Origin of the sequence: Ensifer sp. M14 (assembly GCF_003355565.1) — a bacterium.
GTDB lineage: Bacteria > Pseudomonadota > Alphaproteobacteria > Rhizobiales > Rhizobiaceae > Ensifer.
The window spans coordinates 1664267-1676516 of sequence record NZ_QJNR01000004.1 but is presented as its reverse complement, the minus strand read 5'-3'; the positions used below and the strand labels follow the sequence as shown (position 1 = coordinate 1676516).

The following is a 12250-nucleotide window of genomic DNA, read 5'->3' as shown; positions in this document are numbered from 1 at the left end:
AGCTGTCCCATGTCCGCGCCGACACATTCTCCTGTCACAGAGCCCTTGCCACGGCCATCGGGGCTCGCCGGCTTTGCCGCCGACTGGGCATCGGATCAGCGCACTTTCAAGAACGTCTCCTGGGGGAAGTCCATGATGTGGATCTTCCTGCTCAGCGACACCTTCGTCTTCGGCTGTTTTCTGGTCGCCTACATGTCGGCGCGCATGTCGACCGTGGTCCCCTGGCCCAACCCGAGCGAGGTGTTCGCGCTGCATATCGGCGGCTCCGACGTGCCGCTGATCCTGATCGCCATCATGACCTTCGTCTTGATTTCATCGAGCGGCACCATGGCGATGGCGGTCAACTACGGTTATCGCCGCGACCGGCGCAAGACGGCGGCTTTGATGCTGCTGACCGCTCTCTTCGGCGCCACCTTCGTCGGCATGCAGGCCTTCGAATGGACGAAGCTGATCTCCGAAGGCGTGCGCCCATGGGGCAACCCGTGGGGAGCGCCGCAGTTCGGCTCCACCTTCTTCATGATCACCGGCTTCCATGGCACGCACGTGACGATCGGCGTCATCTTCCTCCTGATCATCGCCCGAAAAGTCTGGCGTGGCGATTTCGAAACGGGCAAGCGCGGCTTTTTCACCAGCCGCAAGGGACAGTACGAGGTCGTCGAAATCACCGGCCTTTACTGGCACTTCGTCGACCTCGTCTGGGTCTTCATCTTCGCATTCTTCTATCTCTGGTGAGGAACGGCCATGACTGACGCACCGGCACATACTGCTGCGAAAGAGCACCAACAACACCCCATCGGCCTCTATTTACTGGTCTGGGGCCTGCTTTTCGTGCTCAGCGCCTTTTCCTACATGGTCGACTATGTCGGCCTTCAAGGCTATCTCAGATGGTCTCTAATCCTGCTCTTCATGATGCTGAAGGCGGGGCTCATCGTTGCCGTCTTCATGCATATGGCCTGGGAGCGCCTGGCGCTGATCTACGCCATCCTGCTGCCGCCGCTTCTGGTGCTGGTCTTCGTCGCGCTGATGGTGTCAGAATCGCACTACGTGCTCTTCAGCCGCCTCACCTTCTTCGGTGCCGCGCCATGAAAGGTCGGGGCGACAGTGTTCAGAGCAGCAGCAGTTTCTTGAGAACCGAGAACACTTCCTTATAGGGAAGAATGGTGGCGCCGGCAGCGGCGATCGGAAGAAGCGCAGCCGCCGCAACAGGCACGATGGCCGACCGGTTCAACAGCATCGCCGACAGCTTGCGCGTGGTCTCGAACTGTTTCGTCGGGTCGGCAATGTCGTCGGCCTGCTGCTGGACCTCGTCGGCACTTTCCGCCGCAACGTTCGTCCCCAGGATCTTGCGCTCGTTCAAACGGTGATAGCGTGTGGCCTGCGTGCCCAGCATCAGCAGGCTCTTCTCCTTCAATTCCGCAAGCGGCTTGGAGAAGGCCGACAACGGATAGGCAAAGAGCGCGAGCACGACCACCAGCCAACCGCCGGCAATGATGCTGAACGTGGTGCTTGTCAGGCTTTCCTGCAGCAGATGCTTGGCAATTGCAGCGCCGATCGCCGCGCTGACGCCGAAGATGAAGAGGACATAGGCGTTGGGATAGCTTGCAAGAAAAGCCAACCCGCCATTGCCATCAGGGTGGGTTGCCACCAGCCGGAGCTCCAGCCGGGCGATCCGACGCAAGAGCTGTGCCCAGACGAAATGTCGCCAGAGCCCGCGCAAAAGCAGGAACACGAACAGCGGCTGGCTGACGAACACCATCCACCAGGCGGTCAAGGTGAGGCGGTTACCGTCGGGCGAAACCTCAACCGCCCAGGACGACACGGTCGCCGCGTGGGTGTTGGCAAAGGCCACCACCCCAGCGACAATCGCAAGGACAAGGCAAGTCGCTTCCGCAACCCGCGAGTCGCGCCTTGCGAGTGCGGTCGTCACGGCCTCGGCGAAGGGCGCAACCGAACTGGGTGCGATCAAAGGTGCCTTCAGAAACTGACCGAGCTTGATGCGCAACCCGCGTTCGACCTGCTGTTCGGCAAGCACGAAGGCGCCGATCCCCACCACGAAACGGGCCCAGACGCCGAGATCGCCGAGATAGGATCCAGGCGTGTCAGCCGCGAGAAAGCTGCGCGGTAGCCCGAGCAAGAGCGGCACGAACCAGGCCAGCCCGACGAACAACAAGGCTCGCCTGCCAGTCTTCAGCGAGCGCTCGTGAAGCAGCCCAAATCGTCGTTGCAACTCGAAAAACGGCCCTCCATGGGCCGCCAGATACTCGCTGGCGGTAGGATCAACACGCCGTGGCGCTGGCGCCGCTTGTCCCTTCCCCGCTTGCTCCTTGTTCTTGATACCCAAGAGCGCTCAATCCTCGGTAATGGTCCAGTTGTCGTTGGGATTGAACTGCTTGATATCGCGCGCCATCGCATCCGTCCCCGCTCCGAGATCGGCCTGATAGACGATACCGTTGCGGTTGACGACGAAAGTATGGATGCCCGTTTCGCCATATTTTACCGGCCACGCGACGAGCCCGAAGCCAGCAATCATATTGCCGTTGATGACATAGTCGTAGGAGCCGCCGGCGATGTTTCCGCCCTGGCGCGTCAGTATCTTGAAGCGGTAGCCATAATAGCCCTCATCGGCCTTGGCCTTGTCCAATTGAGCTTGCGAGAGATCGCCTGCCGGACTGTCGCCATCCCCCTGCTCTACAGGCCAATAGAGACCATCGGTCTTGCCTTCGCTTGAAATCAGCTTCTGGGCATATTCGAACACGCCATCCCCATCGTGATCTTCCTGGGTATACTCCTCCTGGGCGTCCACATAGGCGCGCACCGTGTTGATCGCCTCAAGCTCGTTCTCGCCGACGCGGCGGTTGATGATCTCCTCGATGCCGGCATAAGTGTCGAAAGCCCACTTGCCGTCGTCGCCCTTGACGATTGGGAAGGGCAAGGGCCAGAGCTGGTCGCCGACCTGGATGATCTTGTTATCGCCCGCATCCATCAGGACTACCTTCTTCGCGGCACCTGCCTTTATCTGTTCGTAGGTGTCCATCACCCCTTCGCCCGCCTTCAGCTTTTCGGCATCAAGGCCGAGCAACGCGGCAAGTTTGCCGAAGTCGCTCGAACTCATCGCCTCCTTGAAAGCCGAAACCGCCTTGTCGGGATCGTCGAAGGTGGGGGGATCGGTCGGCGAGATATAGTCTGCGAGCTCCGGCGGCTCGCTCTCTGCTGCCACCGTTACTCCCGCATAGGTCGACAGGCCGAGCAGCACGAGCCCGACACCCGAACGGAAAATCATGCTCTGACGATGATACTTGGTCATGACCATACCCTCCCGTTTCACGCGCTCAACGACGTCCACCGCCACCACGTCCACCACCACCACCATGACGAGCCCCGCCGCCACCGCCGTGCCGGGCCACAGACCGTCCGCCGCCGCCACCACCCTGACCAACAGACCGATGCGGCCTGCTCCCGCTGCGGGCGCCGCCACCCATGGCCTGGCCACCGCGCCGCGACTGCACCTGCGTCGCCTTGCCGGAACGCACTTCGCCGAGGCCTGACGGCTTGCGTGGACGATTGTCGGCTTTTCCTGCCGGACGCGGCTTGCTCGCTGGCCGATTGACCTTGCCGCCTGAGCCGCCGCCGGGTTTCGAGATGTTCCCGGGCCGCTGCGCCGCCCCGGCAGCGCCTGCCTGTCTGTTGCCCGCCCCGGCATTCGGCCGCGCATTGCCAGCCCGGTTCTTCGCGCCATCGAGCTTGTTGCTGCGAACATCCTTCAGGTCCTTGAAGGAGCCCGTGTCGACCTTCTGCCGCAGGTTCGCACTCGCATCGCTTCTGGTAATCTTGGCCTTGTCGCGGATGTTGTTGTTGCCGTTCGCTTCGATCCTGTTCTTCATGTTCGAACGATCGAACTTGGCGAGTTGGTTTTTGTCGATGTTGATCTTGCTGCGATCGACATTCTTCCAGTCGATGTCGTTGAACTTGACCTTGCCGTTGATGTTGTTGAAGCAGTTGTTGCAGTCGACGTCGATGTCGCCATCGTAGCGTCCGCCCCACACGCCCCAGTCATCCCAATCGACCATCGCACCGAATACCGCTCCGGTCACCGCGCCCGCAAAGAACGTCGCCGCCGGATAGTAGTAGTTCGGATATGGCTCGGGATAATAAGACAGGGGCTCCGGCGCATAGTTCGGCGCGTAGAGCATCTCCGGCTCGTATTGCGGAATGTAGATCTTTTCCGGATTGGCCGCCTGGATGATGACGTTGTCGTTCTCCTGAACGATGGTCATCTTGTCGTCAGTCTTCAGCACGCCCGAGGCCACCGCCTTATCACGAAGCTGCTGAATCGCGATCAGCACGTCCTTTTGCTGGTAGGCCATCGCATCGGACAGGGACTGCGTCCAGTCGATGTCCTCGCTCATCATCGTCACGATATCTGGATAGTTCAGCAGCGAGATCACGCTGCCGTCCCAGCTGTCCTTGGGCTTCAGGTCCTTGTTCTTCTTGAGATTGTCGAGATAGCGCTCGGCCTCGACAATCTGCAACGGAAAGAGTGAAGCCGACGCGATGAGCGCGACCAATTCGTCGGGATAGAGCGCGATGCGGGCAACAAGGACTTCGAGTTCGTCCTCGCTGAGCGGCTCCGGTCTATCCGCATCGGCCTGCTGCCCGGCCGCCGGATCGGTGGCAGCCTGTTCCTGCGCAAAGGCCCTGAAATTGTACGTGTAGGGTTCCGGAATGAGCAGACACGCAGTCGCCAGGAAGCAGATCGATCGATGCAAACGGATGACACTCTTGACTGCCATTTCCCCTCCCGATCGGACGCACTATGGCGTCACCTGTAACTGTCTGCTGGTGCGTGTATCTGTGTCTGCCCGTCTGCTGATCTTAAATGTCGGCAGCGCTTCTGTTGCAACTGCAAGGGCATACTAGTGCATAAGTTCTTTCTTTTTCAATGCATAAATGATGACCGCATGCCGGCTTCCGCCTGAGGTTGTGCCAGGTTGGCGCGACAAGACCGTGCGTTACGGCCAAACGGCTAGACCCTACCCAAACGGGCGTAGACGAATTGCAGGCTCTTCTTTTCCCGCAACTGGCTACAGAATAGCGGTTCAATTCGGACCCATGTCCTGCGCGATCTCGCAGGGGCTGCGCTGAACGGTGGATTGGAGAGACGGCGATGACGGAAACTCGTCCCTTGTCGGAAACGGCGCCGAACGCGAACACCAATCAGATCACGGTCGCAAGCGCTGCCGCCGGGCACCTCGCGCTGGTTCCCACCTGGCTTCCCCTCGAACTCGTTCCCGATCCGGACCACAATTCGGCCGGCAGCGGCGGCAACGGAACGAGCATCGGCACGCTCGACAGCAACACGCTCGCCGTCTTCATGCCCTCGAACGCCGCCATTACCGGCCCCCATTCGGCCGCAGATGCGCAACAGGGCAATGACGCGCTGATCAACCAGCATGTCACCGAGATGACCGGCATGGGCGGCGATGGCGGCAACGGCAACTCTGCGGGCAGCGGTGGCGGCAATGCCGGCGGCGGCGGCCACGGCACCTTCATCGGCAGCCTCGTAAGCACCGACGTGGGCGTATTTGCCCCGGTGAACACCGCGGTCGCGGGGGGGCCCGGCTCGACGGCGACAGCCAGCCAGGTCAACAACGCGGCCATGCTGCAAGGCGCGACCCAGATAGGCGGCATCGGCGGTTCGGGTGGCGATAACAACATTGCCGGCGGCGGCTCGTCTGCGAACCACGCAACATCCATAACCTTTACCGGCGATAATTTTGCCGGGCACGGCGGCGACGGCACCTTCATCGGCAGCATGATCGACGTCAACGTAGCCGTTTTTTCGCCGATCAACATCGCTGTCGGCGCTGCCGGCGGCGACGCCCAGGCCCACCAGACCAACAACGCCATCTTCGATCAGGGCGGCGTGCAGATCGCGGGCATCGGAGGTGCCGGTGGCGGTTTCAACCTGTCCTCCGACACGATCTTCACCGGCGACGGGATGGCCGGCGGTGGCGGATCCGGCTATTCCAACGGCAGCATGGTTGATGTCAGCATCGGGTATTTCCACCCCATCAACATCGCCGTTCCGGCCGGTGGCACCGCCGATGCGCAGCAGCTCGACCACGTGCTCTATGATCAGCACGCGCTGCAGATGGCAGGCATCGGCGGACTTGGCGGAGAGGGCAATCTGTCCGACGCCCATTCGGCACTTGTCGACGACATCCTCAGCCTCGTCGACGGTAGCTGAATTTTGCCGAACCCTGCCCGCCGCGCGGCGGCGGGATTGGGGAACAGATATCAAAACGCACCCGCAACCGGGTGCGTTTGTCTGTCTCGCGCACTCAATCCCCAGCCCATATCCGCCAGGTGCCCCATACCCCGCCCAAAGGCCCATACCCCGCCCAAAGGGACGTCACCGATTGTCCAGCTAGCTCGCACGCGCAAGAACGCGCACCATTCATTCGCGGTTACCCCGTCTGCCACACGGTATCGCTGGCACCGAACCGCTGAGAGAACACGGGGGTCAAGATACGTAGAGGAGCAACGCTATGCCTATTCCGCAAGCATCTGACACGATCAATCTCAGCAACTCCGACGCTGGCGACGCGAATGCCGGCAACGGCGGTGACGGCTTCAACTATGGTGATATCAACTACAACCCGGTGGCTTATGTCGCCAACTCACAGACCGTCGAAGGCGCATACACCAAGCTCTACAACGGCGACGATGTGTGGCAAAGCGCTGGTTGGGGGACGGGTGACGGTGGCACCGGTGGGTTGGCTCAGGCCCGTGACGGCTTCCTCGCCTCGCTGACCAACAGCGGCTCCGGTGGAGCTGGTGGCGATGCCACCTCCAGTGGCGATCAGGGCAACACCAGCGGCGGCAACGTCGCAGCGGTTGCGGCAGACACCACGGCAACGCAGAACACGCAGTTCCTGGCCGACCAGAGCGCCACCATTCTCGCCGGCGTCGGCGGCAACGGCGGCAATGGCAACCAGGCATTGGGTGGCGACATTTCTTCGGCCCTGGTTCACACAAATCCGTTCACGGAAACCAACACCTCGACCGAAACCAATACATCCACAGACACCACGACCGAAACCACAACGGTCTCGAATGCGCTCGACAATTTCATCAACGCGTTCGGATCGATCGACCTTAGCGATCTCGGTTCGTGAACTTGCAATGAGGATCGTCGGCTTCGGCCAACGATCCTCATCCTTGTCTGTACCGTGCCAAGCCCCTGCCTTGTCAGAGTCGATTGCACCGAGATCTGATAATGACAACAAACTCGCAACCCTCGCCGCGCGAACCGACGCATCTGGTCATGGCCCTCAGAGCCTCGGCCGGAGCCTTCGGCTTGGTCTTCCTTTACAGCTGCGGCTACAACCTGTTTCTGCTCGCCCCCTCCATCTATCTGCTGCAAATCTACGATCGCGTGCTATCGAGCCGCAGCGCCGACACACTGGTGATGCTGACGCTGATTATCGCCGTCGCCGTGGTGGTCGGGTCGCTGCTCGATATCGTGCGTCGGGCGGCCCTTTCGCGCATCGGCAGTTGGCTCGACCATCGGCTGCGCCCGGTGGTTCTCACCGCCTCGTTCGAATATGGCGCACGCACCAGCTCCGCAGTTGCGACGGATTGCTACAAGGACCTGTCGACGCTCAGGCAGTTTCTGGATTCGCCCGCAAGTTCGCTGCTCTTCGACGTGCCCTGGGCGCCCGTGTTCCTGCTGCTGTTGTTTCTCGTCCACCCGCTGCTCGGCGTCATCGGCCTGCTGAGCGCCCTCTCCCTGCTGCTCCTGGCGATCCTCACCGAACTGTCGACGCGACGTCCCCTTGCCCATGCCAACCGTGCGCTTACGCGCAGCTATCTGCGCTTTGCGACCGCCCTCAAATACATTCAGGTCATCCGCGCGATGGGCATGCAGGACGGCGCCGCCCAGATCGTCTACCGCGACGCCGAAGCGGCGAGAAAGGCACAGGACGCCGCGATGCAGCGCACTGAGGTCATTCTCGGCCTGTCGAAATCCGTGAGAACGCTGACGCAAATTCTGATGATGGGCGCTGCCACCTGGCTGGTACTCGAGGAAAACAGCAGCCCCGGCATCATCTTCGTCGCCAGTCTTCTGCTCGGCCGCGGACTGGCGCCGGTCGAAGGGGCGATCGGGGCATGGCGCTCCGTCGCCTTTGCCCGCAATGCCTTCAATCGGCTCAATCAGATGCTGATTGCCGTGGCAGCCGACGGCGATGCGCGCATGGTTCCCGTGCCCGAGCCGAGCGGCCTTATCCTCGATAGCGTTGGCTACACCCTGCCCTATCCTGACAGGCAGATCTTGCAGGGCGTTACCCTGCGACTGGTGCCGGGCGACTGCGTCGCCCTGATCGGGCCATCGGGGTCGGGAAAATCAACGCTCGGACGGATCATTGCCGGCGTCGAGCCGGCCACGAGTGGCTGTGCCCTTCTTGGCGGTGTCGACATCGCCGCCCTGCGCCTGTGCGCGGGCATACGTCATGTCGGCTACCTGCCGCAGGACATCGAACTCTTCGGCGGCGCGGTCAAGGACGTGATCGGCCGGCTGGATGGCGCTGACCCCGGCAAGGCGATCGAGGCGGCGAAGCTCGTCGGCCTGCATGAGACGATCATGCGGCTGCCCAAGGGCTATGACACCGACATCGGCGAAGGCGGCGGTCTGCTCCTGAGGGCGCAGCGCCAGCAGCTTGGATTGGCGCGCGCTGCCTACGGCAATCCATCACTGGTGGTGCTCGACGATCCGAACTCGAGCCTTGACTACGACGGCGAACGCAAGCTGTTCACGGCCATATCGCGGATGAGAGCGCGCGGCATGATCGTCGTCATCATCACCCATCGCATGGGCATCCTGCCCGTGACCAACAAGATCGCCATTCTGCGCAATGGCACGGTCGATGCCTTCGGAGACAGCGAACAGATCTTCGAGGCGCATCTTCAGCCTCCCGCGCGAACCGGAACGTAGGAGGAGGGCGACACAATGCATCTCGTTCAGATCGAACCGCCTCCAGCACGGATCATTGGCGCTGCCGATGCAGCCCACCGCACGATAAAGCCGCAGGGCCCGATCGGAAAACTGCTGACCTATTTGCCGCAGGACGGCATCAGCCCGATCGAGCTCGCGGCCGCCTCGCCGATGTCACGGCTGCGTTCCGTCGCCTGGACCGGCAATCTGCTGATCGGCTTCTTCGTCATCGGCCTTGGCACTTGGTCGGCACTGGCGCCACTCAGCAGCGCGGCGATCGCCTCAGGCGTCGTCGAACCGGAAAACAGCCGCAAGACCATTCAGCATCTCGAAGGCGGCATCATCCGGCAGATCCGCGTCAAGAATGGCGACTCCGTCACCGCCGGCCAGGTGCTGATCGAACTGGACGATACCAAATTCCGCTCGGAGCGCGACAGCCTCCGGGGACAGCTGTGGGATGCGGATGCCAGACGCGCGCGCCTGCTTGCCGAGCAGGATGACGCGGACAGCATAACCTACCCGCCCGATATGCTGGCCGTGATGGTCGGCAATCCGGCGATCAGGGCGATCGTCACCGGTCAGCAGCGGATCTTCGAGACCCGTCGCCAGGTCATGCGGTCGGAGATCGCGATCACGCAAGAAAGAATGAAACAGGTGCAGCAGGAAGTCGTCGGCCTTATCGCGCAGAAGTCAGCGCTGAGCGAACGGGTCGAAATTTCAAGGCAGGAGCTTGAGAGCGTCACGACGCTGACGGCCAAGGGCCTGGAAAAGAAAAGCCGCGTTCTCAACCTGCAACGGGAAAAGGCGGATATCAGCGGGCGTCTGGGCGAAATCTCGGCGCAGATCTCCCGCGCCGACCAGGTGATCAGCGAAGCCCAGGCCTATCTCGTCAAACTTCGAAGCGATCGGCTGAACGAAGTCGCCCAGGCCATGCGCGAAACGGAAACCCAGATCCTGCAGCTGAGCGAAAGGTTGCGGGCGATCGACGACCAATTGGCCAGAACCGAGATCCGGGCGCCGGAAGACGGTGTGATCATGGATTTGCGCATCCATACCAGCGGTGGTGTTATCGGCGCCGGCGAACCGCTTGTCGACCTCGTCCCGCGCAAAGGACGCCTGATCGTCTCGGCCAGAGTGCGACCCGAGGACATCAATCTGGTGCATCCCGGTCTCGAGGCGCAGGTCCATCTGCTGCCTTACAATCAACACCGGGTACCGCTTCTGAAGGGAAAGGTCGAATATGTCTCGGCGGATCGTCTGGTCGACAAGCAAACCGGGCAATCCTACTATGCCGCGACGATCCATGTGGTCGATGAGCGGTTGGCGAAGATGAACGAAGTCGAGCTTGTGCCCGGCATGCCGGCCCAGACGCTGATCGAAACGGGCACGAACAGCGTCGCCCTCTATGCGTTGAGGCCGCTGTTGGACAGTTTCAACAGGGCATTTCGTGAGGACTGAAACATGCTGTAGCCGGCTGCTCTGTGCGCGACGCGAATGGAGGTACGTGCTCCGTTGCCGCCCCATGCCCCTTGCATCCCTGGCTTGGTTCCACTGAAGGACACCATGATGGGCAAGCGAAAATTCGATGACGACGAGATCATGGACATCCTCAGGGAGCATCAGGCCGGCGCGACGGTGGCAGATGTTTGCCAGCGTTATGGTGTCAGCGAACCGACTTTTTACCGCTGGCAATCCTCTCAGCTTCGAACAGTTGGCTTCGATGTCAAACGCATAAGGGCACTGGAACAGGAGAACCAAAAGCTGAAGAAGCTCCTGGCCGAGGCCATGCTGACGGCCGCGACACTGAGCGAGATGTTGGAGAAGACGTCGAAATGACGGCGGCTACGTGACCGCCGCTCCATCGCCGGGCGACGGTCTGCCTCCGAGCCGTGCGACCACCTCCGTGCGGTTCTGCACCTGCAGCTTGCGCATGATGTGCTGGAGATGCATCTTCACGGTATGGCCCGACAGATTGAGCTTGCCGGCGATGACTTTGTTTGACGAGCCGCACTGCAATTCGGCCAGCACATCAGCCTCGCGTGGCGTGAAATCGGCCAGGATAAGATCGTCGTGGCGCAACCGCTTGGGCCAGCGCTGCGCGTCCTCCGGCACCACATGCAGCGCCGGGTCGTCGGCGAACGCACCCAGCGGATGCGGACAGAACACGCCGCCCGCAAGCACCAGCCTCAAACCGGCGAGCGCAATCTCGATGGGCAGCGCGGTGGTGAAGAAGCCGCGGATCCCCATCTGCAGCGCCTGTGTCGCGATCGATATATCGTCCGTATCCGACAGCAAGGCTATCGGCGCTTCGGGAAAGCGCGCGGCCACGGCGGCCAGATCGTCGAGCAAACTGCTGCTTCTGACGCCCCTCCCCGCCAGATCGAGCGTGATCAAACGCACGTCCATGCCGAGAGCCTTGTCCAAACTCGCAGTCGAGATCATATCGATGAAGTTCCACCCCGCGAGTTCGCGCTCGAGCAGCGTGACGATGGCGGTACGGGCAAGCGTGTGCGGTTCTATGACGATACCGGTCGGTGCATTGCGCGCTTTGCGGCGCACCGCTCCTGAACTGATGGACACAGGTCAACCCCCAGGATGTTTGCAACCTCTAAGGGGTGCATACTAGGCTCGAAGATGCATCATGTCATGAGAAAATCAGGATTAATCCGATTGGACCAATTACAGTAAAATATTGAAATATAATCTCTTTTTTGACTGAATTTTCCAACCTGGCCCGTTGTAACATATCTTGAGTAGCGAAATCCGCGTTGTTCATCGAGACAGTGATGCAAGGCGTGCCCATCATGCGACCCCAAATTTGCAACTGAATCTGGTGATCTCCCCTGACCGCCAGGGAGACGTTCGGCAAGCAGCCCTGCCCGAAGCCCGGGAGCGCCCGGCCCTTTTGCCGGAATATTTCAGCCACACTTGCCCATGACGGCTATCGGAGTCGGTTGCACATTGCATTGTGATCTGGAGAATTTCAGGCTGTGAACGAAGCTCGGGCAGCGCTTGCCCGCCTCCAGGATCGGCTGCCCAGCATTGCGTTCATGCATCCTCGGTCTAAGCGGGCGCGTTTCTGACTGCACGCGCAAGGTTCGTGTTTTCCTGGCCTTTGTTTGTGGCGCGCTTACAGGTTAGCGTTGTGTGGTTAGGCCCGAACGTCAAAAAGCCCGCCGGTTTTCACCTGGCGGGCTTTTTTTTGATTTGGTTGCGGGGGCAGGATTTGAACCTGCGGCCTTCAGGTTATGAGCC

11 protein-coding genes are annotated in these 12250 nt (G+C 61.2%); 7 read left to right on the top strand and 4 right to left on the bottom strand.

Annotated features, from left to right (window positions below; genetic code table 11):
* The first annotated feature begins 9 nt into the window (after window positions 1-9).
* The gene (locus tag BLJAPNOD_RS07950) at window positions 10-732 is read left to right on the top strand and encodes a heme-copper oxidase subunit III family protein (protein ID WP_115419427.1); all 723 of its coding nucleotides are present in this window, start codon (window positions 10-12) and stop codon (window positions 730-732) included.
* Window positions 733-741: 9 nt separating this feature from the next.
* On the top strand, window positions 742-1086 hold the full coding sequence (locus BLJAPNOD_RS07945; RefSeq protein ID WP_115419426.1) for a cytochrome C oxidase subunit IV family protein: 345 nt from the start codon (window positions 742-744) through the stop codon (window positions 1084-1086).
* A 19-nt stretch (window positions 1087-1105) separates the two neighbouring features.
* On the opposite strand, the gene BLJAPNOD_RS07940 is transcribed toward BLJAPNOD_RS07945, so the two are convergent.
* From BLJAPNOD_RS07940 to BLJAPNOD_RS07930, 3 genes are all read right to left on the bottom strand, one after another.
* Window positions 1106-2167, bottom strand: coding sequence for a hypothetical protein (locus BLJAPNOD_RS07940; protein ID WP_147294535.1), 1062 nt, complete (start codon window positions 2165-2167; stop codon window positions 1106-1108).
* 180 nt (window positions 2168-2347) lie between these two features.
* The gene (locus BLJAPNOD_RS07935) at window positions 2348-3280 is read right to left on the bottom strand and encodes a DUF2950 domain-containing protein (protein WP_244611005.1); all 933 of its coding nucleotides are present in this window, start codon (window positions 3278-3280) and stop codon (window positions 2348-2350) included.
* A gap of 49 nt (window positions 3281-3329) precedes the next feature.
* The gene (locus BLJAPNOD_RS07930; RefSeq protein WP_115419424.1) at window positions 3330-4790 is read right to left on the bottom strand and encodes a DUF3300 domain-containing protein; all 1461 of its coding nucleotides are present in this window, start codon (window positions 4788-4790) and stop codon (window positions 3330-3332) included.
* A 374-nt stretch (window positions 4791-5164) separates the two neighbouring features.
* Between BLJAPNOD_RS07930 and BLJAPNOD_RS07925 the strand changes: the two genes are divergently transcribed.
* From BLJAPNOD_RS07925 to BLJAPNOD_RS07905, 5 genes are all read left to right on the top strand, one after another.
* On the top strand, window positions 5165-6247 hold the full coding sequence (locus BLJAPNOD_RS07925; RefSeq protein ID WP_115419423.1) for a hypothetical protein: 1083 nt from the start codon (window positions 5165-5167) through the stop codon (window positions 6245-6247).
* Between the two features lie 301 nt (window positions 6248-6548).
* Window positions 6549-7178 carry a PE-PGRS family protein gene (locus tag BLJAPNOD_RS07920; RefSeq protein ID WP_077501046.1) on the top strand — a complete coding sequence of 210 codons (630 nt, stop codon included), beginning with the start codon at window positions 6549-6551 and terminating at the stop codon, window positions 7176-7178.
* 101 nt (window positions 7179-7279) lie between these two features.
* Window positions 7280-8995 (top strand): type I secretion system permease/ATPase, encoded by a 1716-nt coding sequence (locus BLJAPNOD_RS07915; protein WP_115419422.1) that lies wholly within the window; start codon window positions 7280-7282, stop codon window positions 8993-8995.
* 15 nt (window positions 8996-9010) lie between these two features.
* Window positions 9011-10453: an HlyD family type I secretion periplasmic adaptor subunit gene (locus BLJAPNOD_RS07910; RefSeq protein ID WP_115419421.1), complete on the top strand. Its 1443-nt coding sequence runs from the start codon at window positions 9011-9013 to the stop codon at window positions 10451-10453.
* Between the two features lie 105 nt (window positions 10454-10558).
* Window positions 10559-10831, top strand: coding sequence for a transposase (locus BLJAPNOD_RS07905; RefSeq protein ID WP_158556104.1), 273 nt, complete (start codon window positions 10559-10561; stop codon window positions 10829-10831).
* A 6-nt stretch (window positions 10832-10837) separates the two neighbouring features.
* On the opposite strand, the gene BLJAPNOD_RS07900 is transcribed toward BLJAPNOD_RS07905, so the two are convergent.
* On the bottom strand, window positions 10838-11575 hold the full coding sequence (locus BLJAPNOD_RS07900) for a response regulator transcription factor (RefSeq protein ID WP_115419420.1): 738 nt from the start codon (window positions 11573-11575) through the stop codon (window positions 10838-10840).
* Window positions 11576-12250 lie beyond the last annotated feature (675 nt).